Below are 17,528 nucleotides of genomic sequence, written 5' to 3'. Positions count from 1 at the left end.
TGCCCGGAGAGTGCGGAAATTCTAATACGATTCGATGCGATGTCCGCCCCGGTGTTCCCGTTTTACGGCATACATCAACTCGTCAGCTTTCGCCAGTAAAGTCGTCAGTTCAGCATGCTCACGTTTCAGCAGAATTGCGCCGACGGTTGCAGAAACAGCACACGTGCCGACGCCTTCAACAGGTACCGGTACGCTGATCATATCGATAAGCAGTTTGCACTGAATGTCGATGTCATTCAGGAAGGTCCTGCCTGCCAGCAGGCCAACAACAAATTCATCTCCTCCCCAGCGACAGCATACACAGGTGGAATCGGCAAAAAATCTCGGGATCCGGCTTCCTACTGCTTCAAGTACTTTATCTCCGGCTTCATGACCATACTCATCGTTTACCGGTTTAAACTTGTCCAGATCGATCATCATCAATACAAAGGTTTTGTCATTACCGGCAGAGGCAGAGATAAGATTTCTGAGGAAAGGTTCACCCCCCCGCCGGTTATGCAAACCGGTAAGGGGATCATGTTCAGCAGCAAAACGCACCTGCTCTTCACGTCGCATGCGCTCGGTAATATCATTAACGATAACTTCAATGAGTACCTCACCCTCGCGATGCTGGCTAATGCGTTGTTCACTGACGTAAGCAAACAGACAGTGCACCCATTTAACTTCCCCGTTCTCGTAATAGGAAAGGTCGACAGAGTCCTGTTCAGCGTTTTCTCTTTTTGAGAAGCTGGAAGCGATAGCTTCAACCTGCCCGGACTCGTTAAATTTTCGACAAAAGGTGTCCAGCGAACTGATATCACCCAGCATGTTTCTGAACGCCGGATTTGCCTGTAGCAGACCTTTTTTCGGGGAAATCAGGGCAATACCTATCGTAGCTCTTTCAAAAAGAAGACGGAATTGCCGTTCCAGTTTCTCGGTGTCTTTGCGAAGCTGCTTTTCCTGTAAGTAGAAATGCCGCGTCGCGGATATCATTCCGTTCATCCGGCTAATCAGCTTGCCCAGTTCATCCTGCCGCTTCTTCACTACTGTGATAGTTTGCAGGTTGTCAGGGTCGGAAGGGTCAACCCGCTCAAACTCGCGGCTCAACTTTAATAGTGGCCTGGACAGCATTTCGTTAGTCACTATTGCTACGGCCACAGTAATGCACAGAGCAACCAGTAACATCGATAAACTCCCCTGCATCGCGAACTCGCTTACGTTGCGCTGAATAAATTCAATATCCGGATATACAGAGAGCTTACCGATGGTTTGATCTTCGATAAACGGATGAAACAAAGGAATAACAACACCACCTTCCTGCGTCGTAAGCTCCCCGCTTTGGGCCAGTACTCCTTCATTAGTCGTCACCACCGCGGCCATGACTAAATCATTTCTCACCAGACCTTCGGTGATCTCTTTGGCCAGAATATCGTCTTCCACATAAACGGCGATAGCAGAAGGCTTGCGGGTACTGTCAGCGAGTTGTGCCACCAGTTGTTCAGTGATGAACATCAGAGAGTCTTCGCTCTGCTGATACACAATACTGCCGCCGGCAATGGCAATAATGCCTCCGATAAGAGCGATGATAGAGGCAACCCGGATGTGTAGTCTGCGTAGAAACATTCGTGCAATCCGTTTGCGTTACGTCAAAATGTTGTACTGTATGTCAGGCTGACAACGTTGCTCATGTGGTCTCCGGATACTTGCTGATACAAACTCACTCCCCAGAGCGCATAGCCGGGAACGTCAATCCAGTAATGGTCATATTGGAATTTTATTGCTGACGACGGCGATACATCCCACCGTACTCCCACACCCACTGAGCGCTGACTTTGTGAAATCGCATTCGAAATCTCCTGGCTGGCGAACGACAGTAAACCGAGATATTGTGCTGTTTCTGCATCCGGCGCCTGCGAGAAATCAGGAACAGGCAGTTGCCGAGGGGATTCAGTTTCTTCTATCCCCGCAAGAGTGATGTAAGGCAGGAAGTCACCAAAACGGTAGCCAAGGCTGATATACCCGGATACATAGGGAGATAAAAGTGTCCAGGCTGAATCCATCGCGACCATTTCTGCCATGACCAGCCATTCATCGTTGTTGTACTGATACCCTAAAGACAAATACCAGATGGGCTCATTGTCCATGTGTAAATGATCATAAACTTCATCAACGCCGGGCCAGAGCACATCTGGTACTGCCAGCAGACTATCGTAAAAGCCTTCGAAATCTCCGCCGCTAATGCGGGTTCTGTCTCCCATGAAGTAGGATCCGGTTACTTTTACAAGCCAGTCGTACGCCTCGTAAGTTGTAGTCGCATTCAGAACATAGTCGTAATAAATCGTGGTAAAACTGTCGAGGGCAAACAGGTTACTTTCTGATTTACCGGCAGCAAACGTGTGCTGCCACACGCCGTCATTCGCGCTATGGCGGTACTGGATCTCAGCACCGTCCACATACGACACTGATGAAGTGGGCAAATAGAAATCGACCGGCGGTCTTACCCATGGATAGGCATAGCTGACATTTCTGTATTCAGAGAGTAAATAGGCGTTGTAATTCATCCGGCCAACACGGGCAGACCAGTTCCGGTCGAACTGATAACGCAGGAAGGCCATTTCAAAATAATTAGCAACTTCGCTGTCACCGCGGTCCTGTGCGATTGCCTGTACCACCAGGTCGAGATCGTTTGAGAAGTGATAGTTGAACTGAAACCCGACCATGGTATCGGTGAAGACATTAAAGTGCTTTCTGGGCTTATTCAGATAAGAGGAACGGAACGCAAGCTCGTCGTTACTGCTGTAACTGGCGCCCACTGTCGCAAACCCGCTGAACCGCCAGTTATCGTCATCCGCGCACGGTGCCGCGGCAGAGACCAGCAACAAAGGTAAAATGAGTAAGAGACGGATTTTATTCGAGTACAAGAACAATTTTCATCTCCTCTGAAACAGCATTCATTGGAACATAGGCAATATAGTGCTGATTGCCATTAAACAACTCGCCAAGATTTGCTACCGAATTCACCTGAACCGGCGCTTTGGCACGACCGGAAAACAGTAAACGGGACCAGTACGAGTTCACCTGACGCAGAGAACGGTTTACCAGAGTCTGATAAAACTCTCCTTTCAGATTAAGCTCAGATTTGTAATCTAGAGGAATAAGTACCTCGCCGTCAGATGTCTCGGTAAAACGCCCCATAAATAAATCGATGACTTCAGCTTTCGAAAGGGACTGTACGGCACTGTCGGAGTGAACGACGACAGCAATGGAGTTTTCAGCATTTAACGCGCTTGCATGAAAAGACGTTGTACTGAATACAACGCTGAACAGCAGCCAGATAATTGCCAAACTTTTTGTCATGAAGAAGCTGGGATTACTGAGTAACGAAGAAGATGACTTAACTATAGCCGATATGTTTTAAGTTGCTAATTTTGCGGGAGGAAAAGAAAAACAAAAAAGGCCGCTTGCGCGACCTTTTTTTGGACTAGTGTGTAGTCATCAATTACTTGATGATTTTAGCTACAACACCAGCACCTACTGTACGACCACCTTCACGGATTGCGAAGCGCAGACCTTCTTCCATCGCGATTGGAGCGATCAGGTCAACGACGAATTTCAGGTTGTCACCAGGCATTACCATTTCTACGCCTTCTGGCAGCTCAACAGCACCAGTTACGTCAGTTGTACGGAAGTAGAACTGTGGACGGTAACCTTTGAAGAATGGAGTGTGACGACCGCCTTCATCTTTAGACAGTACGTATACTTCCGCTTCAAACTGAGTGTGAGGAGTGATTGAACCAGGCTTAGCCAGTACCTGACCACGCTCAACGTCATCACGCTTAGTACCACGCAGCAGAACACCAACGTTCTCACCTGCACGACCTTCGTCAAGCAGCTTACGGAACATTTCAACACCGGTACAAGTAGTTTTGGTTGTATCTCTGATACCAACGATTTCTACTTCTTCACCAACTTTAACGATACCTTGCTCAACACGACCAGTTACAACAGTACCACGGCCTGAGATTGAGAATACGTCTTCGATTGGCAGGATGAACGGCTTGTCGATAGCACGCTCTGGCTCTGGAATGTAAGAATCCAGTGCTTCACCCAGTTCGATGATTTTCTTTTCCCACTCTGCGTCGCCTTCAAGGGCTTTCAGAGCAGAACCTTTGATTACTGGCAGGTCGTCACCCGGGAATTCGTATTCAGTCAGAAGTTCACGAACTTCCATCTCAACCAGTTCCAGCAGCTCTTCATCATCAACCATGTCACATTTGTTCATGAATACGATGATGTAAGGGATACCAACCTGACGACCCAGCAGGATGTGCTCACGAGTCTGTGGCATAGGACCATCAGTCGCAGCAACTACCAGGATACCGCCGTCCATCTGAGCAGCACCAGTGATCATGTTTTTAACGTAATCAGCGTGTCCCGGGCAGTCTACGTGCGCGTAGTGGCGGGTAGGCGTGTCATATTCTACGTGTGAAGTAGAGATGGTGATACCACGCGCTTTTTCTTCAGGCGCGTTATCGATTTGATCGAAAGCCTGAGCTGAACCACCGTAAGTCTTTGAAAGGACGGTAGTGATTGCTGCAGTCAGAGTGGTTTTACCGTGGTCAACGTGGCCGATAGTACCCACGTTTACGTGGGGTTTCGTACGTTCAAACTTTTCTTTTGCCATTTTTCTAGTATCCCAGCAAAGTTACGTTAAAAATAAAAAACAATTAATTTAAACATGAGCTGGGGAGAAATGGTGCTGATAGGCAGATTTGAACTGCCGACCTCACCCTTACCAAGGGTGCGCTCTACCAACTGAGCTATATCAGCACGGAAATTGGAGCGGGCAGCGGGAATCGAACCCGCATCATCAGCTTGGAAGGCTGAGGTAATAGCCATTATACGATGCCCGCGTTCCTAATTCTCTGGCCACCTCAATGAAAAAGTGGTGGAGGGGGCAGGATTCGAACCTGCGAAGGCTGAGCCGGCAGATTTACAGTCTGCTCCCGTTGACCGCTTGGGTACCCCTCCAGAGTTTGATGAATGGTGCCGACTGCCGGAATCGAACTGGCGACCTACTGATTACAAGTCAGTTGCTCTACCAACTGAGCTAAGTCGGCTCCTCATCAAGTGGGTGCGCATTCTAGAGTAAGTTATTACTCCGTGCAAGTGTCTTTTTTATTTTTTTTCGTTTTTTTGTCGGAGCGTTTTACTCTTTCAAATCTAACGAAAAATGTTACGCAAAAAGCTGACTTCTTGCGTAGCGGGCAAGACCTTGCACCACCAAATTCGCGGAACGGATAGTATCAGTGGAATGATTTATTGCAAGCATATTTTTATCTCCACCGCCGATAATTACAGCAAAATCGGATCGTTTGCTTAGCAAATAATCAATCGCGCTTAAATAAACACCATTTAGTGCTGCATGACACCCCTGCGCAACGCACATTTCAGTAGAAGAGCCCGGTGCTAAATTTTGCGGTATTGAGTTGTCCGAGGTGACTCTTGCTGTATTTTTAACCAGAGCATCACGCATAAGATGAAAACCGGGACTTATCCAACCGCCTAAATGTTGACCATCTTCAACAAAATCACAGGTAATTGCAGTACCCATGTCAATCACACAAAACATTTTCCTGGTCATTTCCTGTGCAGCGACCATCGCCAGCCACCGGTCGACCCCCATTTTTGTGACATCTTTATAGCTGTTGCGTACCCCAAAATTTTCTTTTTCGGTAAAAATTTCCTGAATGACTCTATTTTCTGTGTCACAGAAATGAATAATTTTTTCTGAAATGTCTTTTTTACCCACATTAGATAAAAAAATATGGGAGAAATGTGTATCCGGCAGCCAATTAATAAATGCATCTGCATCTTTATGAACAAGAGGCTCTGAATCTTTAACATCAGCAAGAGCAACAGACTTTATTCTGCTGTTGCCGGCATCAACCAACAGAACGGCGGTATCAGATACCACGAAGGCTTACCTCACCGCCATGGAAACGGGTAATACCGTCTTCTGTTTCTACCAGCAACGCCCCGCTCTGATCCACACCACGGTCAATACCAGAGAAACGCTTATCGCCCATTTGCAAAACAATTTTCCTGTCTGCAAATAAATCCAGAGATTCCCAGTAAGGTACAAACTTGCCGAAGCCCCGCTGAGTAAACTCAGGCAACAGCTCCCGTAGTGATTCGATAACAGCTGCAGCGAGCCGGTTACGGTCGGGCACTTCACCTAAGTAGCCGGTTAAATCACTGTGAGGTTGCCCAACATCATACTGGGTGTCGGGTACATTCACGTTCAGGCCAATACCAATGACACTGTGCGCAGTGGCGCCGATCTGGCCCTCAACCTCAATGAGAACACCGGCCAGTTTTCGGCCATTCAGGTAAATATCATTCGGCCACTTAAGCTGAGCATCTTCAATTCTGAATTTTCTTAATGCCTCACAGATGGCTACCCCAACGAGAAGAGACAATCCGGCCATGCTTTGGTAGCCATCAGGAAAAGACCAGTACATAGACATAGTTAGACTGCCTCCCACCGGGGCGGTCCATTTACGACCATGGCGGCCCTTACCGTCAGTTTGAACTTCGGCAAGTATTACGTCACCATCAGCCAAATCGTGCCGTGCTGTTGCAATACGCTTTTTCATTTCTGTGTTGGTGGACGCCAGTACCGGCTCAACTTGTATGGTCGACAAACCCGGTCTTGCCAGGTGTTTTTTGATTTGCTCTGTACTGAGCATAGGAAAGCCCTGATTCAATCTGTAACCTTTACCTTTTACTTTAAATACATCCAGGCCCCAGTCAGCAAGCTGCGAGATATGCCCTGCCACAGCGGTTCTTGAAAGCCCTACCTGTTGAGCAATGATTTCGCCGGAATGAAATTGTCCGTCAGCCAGTACAGACAAAATGTGCTGTCGTATAATTTTCGAGGCCTGTTTCATAACGTAATTACTCCGGATTTGCCCACAAGCCTGACTTCCGGCTCCAGCTGAATATCGAATTTCTTATCTACGGCACTAATAATATCACCTGCCATCTTGATCACGTCCTCACCGGAAGCATTTCCGGTATTGGTCAGCACCAAAGGTTGCGTGGGATGACATCGCACACCACCCGTTTCTCGGCCTTTGAATCCACATTGATCGATTAACCAGGCTGCCGGCACCTTTTTACCGCTCTCCGCAGCAAACCCCGGGACTTCACCGTATGCTTTTTTAATTTGTTCGTAACGGGCTGCGGTAATGACAGGGTTTTTAAAAAAACTACCGGCATTGCCCAACAGATCAGGATCAGGCAGCTTTGCCTTTCTCACTTCAATGACTTTATTGTAGATACTTTCCGGTGTCGGGTCCTTCAGCGTTGCAAGCTCCCCGTAAGACACAATGAGCTCGTTATCTACCGGCAGACGAAAATTAACGTAGGTGATCAGTACGTTTCCCGACAGACGGCGTTTAAACACACTGTCGCGATATCCAAATTCACATTCATCGTTGGATAACGTGTTCTGTTCACCGGTAGTGATATCAATATACTCAACAGACTCGATATATCTGCCGACCTCGAGACCATAAGCCCCGATGTTCTGTATTGGAGCTGCACCTGCAGACCCGGGGATCAGTGCCAGATTTTCTAAACCGTACCAACCATTATCTAAACAGTGAGTAACCAGGTTATGCCAGTTCTCACCGCCGGCGACACGCAGCCTGTAAGCATCTTCCGTGGTTTGGACCTCTATCCCGCGCATGCCATTGATAAATATCGTGCCGTCAAAATCGGATAAAAACAGCGTGTTGCTGCCCCCACCCAGAAGATAGCTACAGGCAGACTCCCGCCAGTTCAGGAGAAATTCATCCGGTGTTGTAAAATGGCAAACTGCTTTGCAATTGGCCGGGAGGTGGAAAGTGTGGTGTGATGTTAGTGTGGGCACAGTCTAATAATACTTTTTCTCTTTGCCGCAATGGTAGGCGAACTGACCAGAGAATAAAAGCATCACAGCGCGTAAAGCCGGTCAGCGACTATTGGTTTTGTAAAGGTGGACTATTTTATATCGTTATCTGGATTTCCTATTTATCGCTATGACTAAAGAAATGGATAACCACGTCGTGTAAATTATCGCGGGTAACGTAGTCATTTTCTTTATTCTCTTCATCCTTGCCTATTTTATACAAATGAGAAATCCCCGCTCTGCGTCCTGCTTCAATATCAGACAGTTTGTCCCCTACCATGACGCTTTCACTGAGTGATATATCAAATTGTTCCGCGGCCTCAAGTAGCATACCCGGTTCAGGTTTCCTGCATGAGCAATCCAGCAGATATTTCCCTTCCCCATGTTTACTATGGTGCGGGCAATATTTTACGGCTTTAATATTGACCCTTTCCTTCTCGAATTCACCCAGCATCCATGTAGTTAATGACATAAACGCTGTTTCGTCGTAATAGCCCCGCGCAATACCGGACTGATTTGTAACGACGATGATTTCATATCCATTTTTTCTGATGGTGCGGCAGGCATCGAAAACACCCGGAACAAAATCAAATGAATCAGGCGAAGAAATATAGCCGTGATCGATATTGATAACGCCATCACGGTCGAGGAAGAAGGCTTTGGCTTTCATGTTTTACTAATTAGAAAATATTTAGAGGCAAGTGTATCACTCAGCTGGAAATGAGGTAAAAGAATTGGGCAATAAGGCAATGTGAAAAGCCGCACGAAAGTGCGGCTTTAATGAGGTATGGTGTAAATTATATTATCTCGTGACTTACGAACGGCGGAAGCGACGTAAAGCAACCAGAGACAGAGCAAACATACCTAATGTAGCTGGTGCAGGAACACTTGTAGCAGAACCCGGACCTGTACCAATTGGAACACTGGAAATACCGGTAATGGTAAACAACTGAGCTGCAGTCATAGTATCTACACAGCAAGAGGTACCTGTGAACAGACCCCAGTTGCCGTTACCCAGTACGAGTGGATCGGTAAAGAACCAATCATTATGACCGTTTGTATTACCCCAGTTACCCACATCTTCAGCCCAGCCATCTAATACACCAGAAGCTACCAAAGCGTCGTTAGAAGCAGTATCTCCACCAACATCATTCATAACGCCTGTCCAGTTAAACAGTTGCCAGCTGGCAGTATTCTGAGTAGATGCAGATGCATCCCAGGTACCAATTCTCACCCCACCATTGTCAGAATAGGCGCTGGACTGATTACCATGCCAATGCTGACCGTACATACGGATAGTTCCATTACCCAAATCTTTCCAACCAAAAGCAACAAGGTGCGCGTTTGCCTGGCCTGCCAGACAAAGAACACCAGCACAAACAACACTGATTTTTTTAATCCATGAATTCATAATGTAATCCCTTCGAAGGTTAATAGTTTTATAGACGACCCAAAACCATTTATCGTCTGATGACCTCATAGCAGAAATCGCGCCAGGATCAGGTTTTAAACTTTAGTCTTGTTTTTCAGCATGTTGAATCGGGGATAGCTGTCGCTTTGTTTAAATTGTAAACATATTTGACAAAGAGATAATGTTGCACTTTAAGTGATTAGAATTTACTAATACTTTACACTGAATGATTTTATTTTTAAGAGACTAGTGGCATTCAAAACTAGTAATAAAGTACCAAACATTCATCAAAACAATAAATAACAGACAATTTATATGTAAAGTAACCTGACGAAAGGTACAGGGTAAGTTGTAGTTAAACGCAGATTTCATTCCACTCAACGTTATGATCTGATCCAAACTCTCCAATTTGGAAAGAAGGAGAAACGGATTCGTTTAAGTTCAGAAGAGATTCTGAGCTCAGAACAGAAACGAAAAAAGCCCGCTCAGGTTGAGCGGGCTTCTTCGAATTGGGAGCCTGACGGTGTGCTACTCTCACATGGGGAGACCCCACACTACCATCGCCGCTAACGCGTTTCACTTCTGAGTTCGGAATGGATTCAGGTGGTACCACGTCGCTATTGCCGTCAGGCATAAACTTTTTATAACAATTTCAGAAAGCTTGATACGTTTATCAATCAGAGTAACTTTACTACTCTAACTTAAGTAATTAGTCAGTCATTAACTTCAACACTCTAATGCTTAATCAATCTACCCCTTTAGCGAGTAGAAAAATGTTCAGGAAGGTTCCCTTCCGTTTAAGACATTTTTCACGACTCTCGCGAAGCGAGGTAAAAAGTCTAAAGCTACTTAGGCGTTGTATGGTTAAGCCTCACGGGCAATTAGTACAGGTTAGCTTAATGCCTTGCAACACTTCCACATCCTGCCTATCAACGTTGTAGTCTTCAACAACCCTTCAGAGAGGTTAAACCTCAGGGATGACTCATCTCGGGGCTCGCTTCCCGCTTAGATGCTTTCAGCGGTTATCGATTCCGAACGTAGCTACCGGGCAATGCCTTTGGCAAAACAACCCGAACACCAGCGGTTCGTCCACTCCGGTCCTCTCGTACTAGGAGCAGCTCCCCTCAATCATCCAACGCCCACACCAGATAGGGACCGAACTGTCTCACGACGTTCTAAACCCAGCTCGCGTACCACTTTAAATGGCGAACAGCCATACCCTTGGGACCGACTTCAGCCCCAGGATGTGATGAGCCGACATCGAGGTGCCAAACACCGCCGTCGATATGAACTCTTGGGCGGTATCAGCCTGTTATCCCCGGAGTACCTTTTATCCGTTGAGCGATGGCCCTTCCATACAGAACCACCGGATCACTATGACCTACTTTCGTACCTGCTCGACGTGTCTGTCTCGCAGTTAAGCTAGCTTATGCCATTGCACTAACCTCACGATGTCCGACCGTGATTAGCTAACCTTCGTGCTCCTCCGTTACTATTTGGGAGGAGACCGCCCCAGTCAAACTACCCACCAGACACTGTCCGCATCCCGGATTACGGGACAACGTTAGAACATCAAACATACCAGGGTGGTATTTCAAGGACGGCTCCGTATGAACTGGCGTCCATACTTCAAAGCCTCCCACCTATCCTACACAAGTAGGTTCAATGTTCAGTGCCAAGCTGTAGTAAAGGTTCACGGGGTCTTTCCGTCTAGGTGCGGGTACACAGCATCTTCACTGCGATTTCAATTTCACTGAGTCTCGGGTGGAGACAGCGTGGCCATGGTTACACCATTCGTGCAGGTCGGAACTTACCCGACAAGGAATTTCGCTACCTTAGGACCGTTATAGTTACGGCCGCCGTTTACCGGGGCTTCGATCAAGAGCTTCGCTTACGCTAACCCCATCAATTAACCTTCCGGCACCGGGCAGGTGTCACACCCTATACGTCATCTTACGATTTAGCAGAGTGCTGTGTTTTTAATAAACAGTCCCAGCCACCTGGTCACTGCGGCCCCCGTGTGCTCAAAGAGCAAGTCTCATCACACGCAGGGGCGTACCTTCTCCCGAAGTTACGGTACAATTTTGCCGAGTTCCTTCACCCGAGTTCTCTCAAGCGCCTTAGTATTCTCTACCTGACCACCTGTGTCGGTTTGGGGTACGGTTCACATAATCATAAGTTTAGAAGCTTTTCCTGGAAGCAGGGCATCAACAACTTCACTCCCTTGGGAGCTCGTCTCGTGTCTCAGAATTATAAAACCGGATTTACCTAATCTTACTTCCTACACACTTTCACCTGGGCAACCAACGCCAGGATTGTCTAGCCTTCTCCGTCCCTCCGTCACTGATTATATAAGTACGGGAATATTAACCCGTTTCCCATCGACTACGCATTTCTGCCTCGCCTTAGGGGCCGACTTACCCTGCCCTGATTAGCATGGGACAGGAAACCTTGGTCTTCCGGCGTGGGGGTTTTTCACCCCCATTATCGTTACTCATGTCAGCATTCGCACTTCTGATACCTCCAGCAAACTTCACAGTTCACCTTCAGCGGCTTACAGAACGCTCCCCTACCCAAAGTACAAGTACTTTGCCGCAGCTTCGGTATATTGCTTAGCCCCGTTACATCTTCCGCGCAGGCCGACTCGACTAGTGAGCTATTACGCTTTCTTTAAAGGGTGGCTGCTTCTAAGCCAACCTCCTAGCTGTCTTAGCCTTCCCACATCGTTTCCCACTTAGCAATATTTTGGGACCTTAGCTGGCGGTCTGGGTTGTTTCCCTCTTCACGACGGACGTTAGCACCCGCCGTGTGTCTCCCGGATAGTTCTCTTTGGTATTCGGAGTTTGCAAAGGGTTGGTAAGTCGGGATGACCCCCTAGCCTTAACAGTGCTCTACCCCCAAAGGAATTCGTCCGAGGCTCTACCTAAATAGATTTCGGGGAGAACCAGCTATCTCCCGGTTTGATTGGCCTTTCACCCCCAGCCACAAGTCATCCCCGCCTTTTTCAACAGGCGTGGGTTCGGTCCTCCAGTTGATGTTACTCAACCTTCAACCTGCCCATGGCTAGATCACCGGGTTTCGGGTCTATACCTGGCAACTCAACGCGCAGTTAACACTCGCTTTCGCTACGGCTCCCCTATACGGTTAACCTTGCTACCAAATATAAGTCGCTGACCCATTATACAAAAGGTACGCAGTCACCCCGAAGGGCTCCCACTGCTTGTACGTATACGGTTTCAGGTTCTGTTTCACTCCCCTCACAGGGGTTCTTTTCGCCTTTCCCTCACGGTACTGGTTCACTATCGGTCAGTAAGGAGTATTTAGCCTTGGAGGATGGTCCCCCCATCTTCAGTCAGGATAACACGTGTCCCGACCTACTTAATATGTGCTAACCGTCACTTCGTGTACGGGACTATCACCCTGTTCCGTTAAACTTTCCAGAATATTCCACTATGACAACTAACATCGGCTGGTCCCCTTTCGCTCGCCGCTACTAAGGGAATCTCGGTTGATTTCTTTTCCTCCGGGTACTTAGATGTTTCAGTTCCCCGGGTTTGCCTCGTTAACCTATGTATTCAGTTAACGATACCCGCAAGCGGGTGGGTTTCCCCATTCGGACATCGATGGCTCAAATGCGTTTTGTCAGCTCGCCACCGCTTTTCGCAGACTTACACGTCCTTCATCGCCTCTTACTGCCAAGGCATCCACCGTATACGCTTAGTCACTTAACCATACAACCCTAAATAGCTTCCTTAAGGTAAACCTTAAGTCGTTGCTTCTGCTTATTCACATGAGTAAGGAATAAGTGTTCACAACCATTCACTTCCGCCCAAAACGTGCGACACGTTGAAAGAATGGGTTTCAGCTGCCTGTCCTCCGCCTTTTTATCCGGAGCCAGGTGTGCACTTAAGCACTGTTGTATGCATGACTGTCTAATCAATTACATTGCAGCTTACGCTGCGCCGTTGTCAGATAGAGTAGCTTTTGAAAGAACATCTTTTCGATATTCTCAGTTACTCAATTTGATTGATTACTAATATCAGCTTTCCAAATTGTTAAAGAACAAGAGTTTGCTCTGCATCTCAATGAGATACATAACAAAACAATCTGTGTGAACACTGCGCTAAAAGGCAATAGACGATTTTTAAGGTAAGGAGGTGATCCAACCCCAGGTTCCCCTAGGGTTACCTTGTTACGACTTCACCCCAGTCATGAAACACAAAGTGGTAATCGTCCTCCCGAAGGTTAGACTAACTACTTCTTTTGCATCCCACTCCCATGGTGTGACGGGCGGTGTGTACAAGGCCCGGGAACGTATTCACCGCAGTATGCTGACCTGCGATTACTAGCGATTCCGACTTCATGGAGTCGAGTTGCAGACTCCAATCCGGACTACGACAAGCTTTAAGGGGTCCGCTCCACATCACTGTCTTGCTTCCCTCTGTACTTGCCATTGTAGCACGTGTGTAGCCCTACACGTAAGGGCCATGATGACTTGACGTCGTCCCCACCTTCCTCCGGTTTGTCACCGGCAGTCTCCTTAGAGTGCCCAACCAAATGCTGGCAACTAAGGACAAGGGTTGCGCTCGTTGCGGGACTTAACCCAACATCTCACGACACGAGCTGACGACAGCCATGCAGCACCTGTGTCAGAGTTCCCGAAGGCACTAATCCATCTCTGGAAAATTCTCTGCATGTCAAGTGTAGGTAAGGTTCTTCGCGTTGCTTCGAATTAAACCACATGCTCCACCGCTTGTGCGGGCCCCCGTCAATTCATTTGAGTTTTAACCTTGCGGCCGTACTCCCCAGGCGGTCTACTTAGCGCGTTAGCTTCGCTACGCACGAATTAAATTCACACACAGCTAGTAGACAGCGTTTACGGTGTGGACTACCAGGGTATCTAATCCTGTTCGCTACCCACACTTTCGGACATGAGCGTCAGTCTTTGGCCAGGGAGTCGCCTTCGCCACTGATGTTCCTCCAGATATCTACGCATTTCACCGCTACACCTGGAATTCCACTCCCCTCTCCAAGACTCTAGTCTGCCAGTTCTAAATGACCATCCCAGGTTGAGCCCGGGGCTTTCACATCTAGCTTAACAAACCGCCTGCGTCCGCTTTACGCCCAGTAATTCCGATTAACGCTCGCACCCTCCGTATTACCGCGGCTGCTGGCACGGAGTTAGCCGGTGCTTCTTCTGTTGTTAACGTCACAGTTGGCAGGTATTAACTACCAACCTTTCCTCACAACTGAAAGTGCTTTACAACCCGAAGGCCTTCTTCACACACGCGGCATGGCTGCATCAGGGTTTCCCCCATTGTGCAATATTCCCCACTGCTGCCTCCCGTAGGAGTCTGGGCCGTGTCTCAGTCCCAGTGTGGCTGATCTTCCTCTCAGAACAGCTAGAGATCGTCGCCTTGGTGAGCTTTTACCTCACCAACTAGCTAATCTCACTTGGGCCTCTCTTCAGGCAGGAGCTAAAAGCCCCCTTTGGTCCGTAGACGTTATGCGGTATTAGCAGTCGTTTCCAACTGTTATCCCCCTCCCAAAGGCAAGTTCCCAAGCATTACTCACCCGTCCGCCACTCGTCAGCAAATAGCAAGCTATTCCTGTTACCGTTCGACTTGCATGTGTTAGGCCTGCCGCCAGCGTTCAATCTGAGCCATGATCAAACTCTTCAATTAAATATATCGAAAAACTTTTATGAATCGTCGGTTGACACTCTTAACGAGTGCCCACACAGATTGTCTTGTTATAAATTTTTAAAGAACAATGCTAAGAATTTCCTTAGCTGCTTCAGCGTTTCTCCCTGAAGCGGGACGCGCATTCTACGCGTTTCGTTTTCAGTGTCAACATCTTTTTGAAATTTAATTTCTCAAGTGTTTTCACTGAAAACTGTTATAACTCATCACGTTTGCTCTGTGTTATAACACTTCTTTAGTAGTCTCTTTCGTGACTCCCCGTCAGAAGTGGGCGCATTTTAGAGATTTATAATCGCACGTCAACACCTATACCTAAAAAAGTTGTGTTTATGCGTTCGAATGATTACTTTATAGACTATACATACAATAATTAGACAATTTGAACTAATTGCGAATACGATAGCTCTATTATAAGAGCAATAATAGCGTCCATAAGGGACGTAATTTAATGAGGGTGGAGTATGACTCCCAGAGTTAGCATACCGTTTTTTGTAGTAGCTATGTGTTTACCCGCACTATGTTTCGCAGCATCTAACGCAGACACAGTTAAGAATAATAATGATGATTTTCAGATCCAGTTTCTGAAACGTCAGGTTGATCAAAACATGTCTATCGGCCGGGCTATCCGGTCGATTGCCAGCCACTATCCCCAGGATGTGGTGTCTATTGTTGATGTAGCACTGGATACTTATCCTGATAAATACCGCGAAATTATCTTTGCCGCCATTTCAGCACAACCCGCTTCTACCCAGGATATTGTGCAGATGGCAATTGAGAAGGATGTCAGTACCTGTACTAATATCGTTAAGCTGGCAATTCGCGCTGAGCCCAGTTACGTTGATTTTGTTGTTCAGGCCGCAGCCGATACGACTCCGGAAGAGCTGGATGAAATAGTGCGTGTTGCAGTACAAACTGAACCTGACTCGGCCGATCGTATTGTGCAAACATTATCTCAGGAGCATCCCAATAAGGTAATTGAGATCCTGTCAACCGCACTGAATACTGTACCCTATGTAGGCGAGTATGTTGTGGATGCATTGCTTGCAGTGTTCCCTGCCCAGTCAGATGAGGTGATTACCACCGCCCTGCAACAAACTCATGCCGAGAAAGAGCAGGCAATCCGGATATTGGAAACAGCGCAAAGTTATGGTGTCAGTGACGAAAAGCTGGCTGAATATGGCCAGTCCATAGGCTTAACTGACGAAGATATAGAGTTAGTACTGAACAGATAAAACAAAGGGGAGCAAATGCTCCCCTTCTTGTTTTCTTTCTTAATTAGTCTGCACCGAACAAATCACGGCTGTAGACTTTATCAAGAACGTCACGAATATCGTCGGTAACACGGTTAGCAACAATAACATCTGACATTTCTTTAAACGCATCCAAATCGTTAATTACGCGGGAATTAAAAAACTCATCCTCTTTAATAACCGGTTCATAGACCACCACTTCAATACCTTTGGCCTTAATACGTTTCATGATCCCCTGAATCGCACTGGCGCGGAAGTTATCCGAACCGGACTTCATGATCAGACGGAAAATACCGACAATTTTAGGACGGCGACTGATAATCGAATCAGCCACAAAATCCTTACGGGTACGGTTGGCATCGACGATTGCCTGAATCATGTTGTTAGGCACATTACTGTAATTAGCCAGCAGTTGCTTCGTATCCTTAGGTAAACAGTAGCCGCCGTAACCAAAACTTGGATTGTTGTAATGTTTGCCGATTCGCGGGTCAAGACCAACACCTTCAATAATCTGTTTTGAATCCAGACCATGGCTTTCAGCATAGCTGTCCAGCTCATTAAAATACGCAACCCGCATGGCCAGATAGGTGTTGGCAAAAAGCTTAATGGCTTCTGCTTCAGTACTGTCGGTAAACAGCACTTCGATATCTTCTTTAATTGCACCTTGCTTGAGTAAGCCAGCAAACACTTCTGCCCGCTCACTTCTTTCGCCCACAATAATACGGCTTGGATAAAGGTTGTCGTAAAGCGCACGACCTTCACGTAAGAACTCAGGTGAGAATAGAAGAGTGTCGGTACCGTGCTCAGCCTTTGCCTCACGGGTAAAGCCAACAGGTACTGTAGACTTCACTACCATTACTGCTTTCGGATTTACTTTCATTACAGTTTTGATGACTGAATCAACACTGCCAGTATTAAAATAGTTTGTTTGCGGGTCGTAATCAGTAGGCGTTGCGATAACCACGAAATCTGCATCGCGGTACGCCTCTTCTGCATCAAGGGTCGCTCTTAGATTAAGTTCCTTCTCCGCCAGATATTGAGAAATTTCTTTATCTTCAATAGGCGACTTCCGTGCGTTGAGCATTTCTACCTTTTCAGGAACTAAGTCAACAGCAACAACTTCATTGTGCTGGGCAAGCAGCACTGCGTTTGATAATCCTACGTAGCCAGTCCCGGCTACTGCGACTTTGAATTTCTTATTCGTCGGTTCCATTTTTTCTCACTATCTA

The 17,528-nt window shown here is 47.1% G+C and carries 11 protein-coding genes, 4 tRNA genes and 3 rRNA genes; 1 reads left to right on the top strand and 17 read right to left on the bottom strand.

Going from position 1 to position 17,528, the window contains the following annotated elements; all coding sequences use genetic code 11:
- Nucleotides 1-21 precede the first annotated feature (21 nt).
- The 16 genes from DS731_RS02815 to DS731_RS02740 all read right to left on the bottom strand — a co-directional run bounded on the left by DS731_RS02815 (nucleotide 22) and on the right by DS731_RS02740 (nucleotide 15,031).
- On the bottom strand, nucleotides 22-1,602 hold the full coding sequence (locus DS731_RS02815; RefSeq protein WP_119499904.1) for a sensor domain-containing diguanylate cyclase: 1,581 nt from the start codon (nucleotides 1,600-1,602) through the stop codon (nucleotides 22-24).
- Between the two features lie 23 nt (nucleotides 1,603-1,625).
- Nucleotides 1,626-2,900 (bottom strand): hypothetical protein, encoded by a 1,275-nt coding sequence (locus tag DS731_RS02810; RefSeq protein WP_150154223.1) that lies wholly within the window; start codon nucleotides 2,898-2,900, stop codon nucleotides 1,626-1,628.
- Entirely contained in the window at nucleotides 2,887-3,336 is a 450-nt protein-coding gene (locus DS731_RS02805) for a hypothetical protein (protein ID WP_119499902.1), read from the bottom strand. Before DS731_RS02805 ends, DS731_RS02810 begins: the two co-directional genes overlap by 14 nt.
- Before the next feature lie 142 nt (nucleotides 3,337-3,478).
- The gene (tuf, locus tag DS731_RS02800) at nucleotides 3,479-4,663 is read right to left on the bottom strand and encodes an elongation factor Tu (protein WP_119499901.1); all 1,185 of its coding nucleotides are present in this window, start codon (nucleotides 4,661-4,663) and stop codon (nucleotides 3,479-3,481) included.
- Nucleotides 4,664-4,733: 70 nt separating this feature from the next.
- A tRNA-Thr gene (locus DS731_RS02795) sits at nucleotides 4,734-4,809 on the bottom strand.
- An 8-nt stretch (nucleotides 4,810-4,817) separates the two neighbouring features.
- Nucleotides 4,818-4,892: transfer RNA gene (locus DS731_RS02790), tRNA-Gly, on the bottom strand.
- Nucleotides 4,893-4,925: 33 nt separating this feature from the next.
- Nucleotides 4,926-5,010, bottom strand: a tRNA-Tyr gene (locus DS731_RS02785).
- 13 nt (nucleotides 5,011-5,023) lie between these two features.
- Nucleotides 5,024-5,099 (bottom strand) — tRNA-Thr (locus DS731_RS02780).
- Between the two features lie 116 nt (nucleotides 5,100-5,215).
- Nucleotides 5,216-5,956 (bottom strand): type III pantothenate kinase, encoded by a 741-nt coding sequence (locus DS731_RS02775; RefSeq protein WP_119499900.1) that lies wholly within the window; start codon nucleotides 5,954-5,956, stop codon nucleotides 5,216-5,218.
- Complete coding sequence (birA, locus tag DS731_RS02770; protein WP_119499899.1) at nucleotides 5,946-6,932, bottom strand: bifunctional biotin--[acetyl-CoA-carboxylase] ligase/biotin operon repressor BirA; 987 nt, start codon at nucleotides 6,930-6,932, stop codon at nucleotides 5,946-5,948. The genes DS731_RS02775 and birA overlap by 11 nt, the downstream gene beginning before the upstream one ends.
- A complete protein-coding gene (murB, locus tag DS731_RS02765; protein ID WP_119499898.1) occupies nucleotides 6,929-7,918 on the bottom strand; it encodes a UDP-N-acetylmuramate dehydrogenase in 990 nt (329 codons plus the stop codon). The genes birA and murB overlap by 4 nt, the downstream gene beginning before the upstream one ends.
- Before the next feature lie 136 nt (nucleotides 7,919-8,054).
- On the bottom strand, nucleotides 8,055-8,606 hold the full coding sequence (gmhB, locus tag DS731_RS02760; RefSeq protein WP_119499897.1) for a D-glycero-beta-D-manno-heptose 1,7-bisphosphate 7-phosphatase: 552 nt from the start codon (nucleotides 8,604-8,606) through the stop codon (nucleotides 8,055-8,057).
- 144 nt (nucleotides 8,607-8,750) lie between these two features.
- Nucleotides 8,751-9,347 carry a PEP-CTERM sorting domain-containing protein gene (locus tag DS731_RS02755; protein WP_119499896.1) on the bottom strand — a complete coding sequence of 199 codons (597 nt, stop codon included), beginning with the start codon at nucleotides 9,345-9,347 and terminating at the stop codon, nucleotides 8,751-8,753.
- Nucleotides 9,348-9,862: 515 nt separating this feature from the next.
- Nucleotides 9,863-9,978 (bottom strand): 5S ribosomal RNA (rrf, locus tag DS731_RS02750).
- A 229-nt stretch (nucleotides 9,979-10,207) separates the two neighbouring features.
- Nucleotides 10,208-13,078 (bottom strand): 23S ribosomal RNA (locus DS731_RS02745).
- A 419-nt stretch (nucleotides 13,079-13,497) separates the two neighbouring features.
- Nucleotides 13,498-15,031: ribosomal RNA gene (locus DS731_RS02740) — 16S ribosomal RNA — on the bottom strand.
- The 16S, 23S and 5S rRNA genes sit together here, the layout of an rRNA operon.
- Nucleotides 15,032-15,549: 518 nt before the next feature.
- On the opposite strand from DS731_RS02740, the gene DS731_RS02735 reads away from it, so the two are divergent.
- Nucleotides 15,550-16,281: a hypothetical protein gene (locus DS731_RS02735; RefSeq protein WP_232373532.1), complete on the top strand. Its 732-nt coding sequence runs from the start codon at nucleotides 15,550-15,552 to the stop codon at nucleotides 16,279-16,281.
- A gap of 43 nt (nucleotides 16,282-16,324) precedes the next feature.
- On the opposite strand, the gene DS731_RS02730 is transcribed toward DS731_RS02735, so the two are convergent.
- A complete protein-coding gene (locus tag DS731_RS02730; RefSeq protein WP_119499895.1) occupies nucleotides 16,325-17,512 on the bottom strand; it encodes a nucleotide sugar dehydrogenase in 1,188 nt (395 codons plus the stop codon).
- Nucleotides 17,513-17,528 lie beyond the last annotated feature (16 nt).

The organism is Alteromonas sp. RKMC-009 (assembly GCF_003584565.2).
Lineage (GTDB): Bacteria > Pseudomonadota > Gammaproteobacteria > Enterobacterales > Alteromonadaceae > Alteromonas.
Note: the sequence above shows the minus strand (reverse complement) of the source record. Positions and strands in the feature narration are given on the sequence as shown.

Bases quoted from the DNA above. Each gene is read 5' to 3' on its own strand.
- birA (WP_119499899.1), bottom strand. From the start codon at position 6,932: ATGAAACAGGCCTCGAAAATTATACGACAGCACATTTTGTCTGTACTG.
- DS731_RS02730 (WP_119499895.1), bottom strand. From the start codon at position 17,512: ATGGAACCGACGAATAAGAAATTCAAAGTCGCAGTAGCCGGGACTGGC.
- gmhB (WP_119499897.1), bottom strand. From the start codon at position 8,606: ATGAAAGCCAAAGCCTTCTTCCTCGACCGTGATGGCGTTATCAATATC.
- DS731_RS02815 (WP_119499904.1), bottom strand. From the start codon at position 1,602: ATGTTTCTACGCAGACTACACATCCGGGTTGCCTCTATCATCGCTCTT.
- tuf (WP_119499901.1), bottom strand. From the start codon at position 4,663: ATGGCAAAAGAAAAGTTTGAACGTACGAAACCCCACGTAAACGTGGGT.
- DS731_RS02735 (WP_232373532.1), top strand. From the start codon at position 15,550: ATGTGTTTACCCGCACTATGTTTCGCAGCATCTAACGCAGACACAGTT.
- DS731_RS02755 (WP_119499896.1), bottom strand. From the start codon at position 9,347: ATGAATTCATGGATTAAAAAAATCAGTGTTGTTTGTGCTGGTGTTCTT.
- DS731_RS02805 (WP_119499902.1), bottom strand. From the start codon at position 3,336: ATGACAAAAAGTTTGGCAATTATCTGGCTGCTGTTCAGCGTTGTATTC.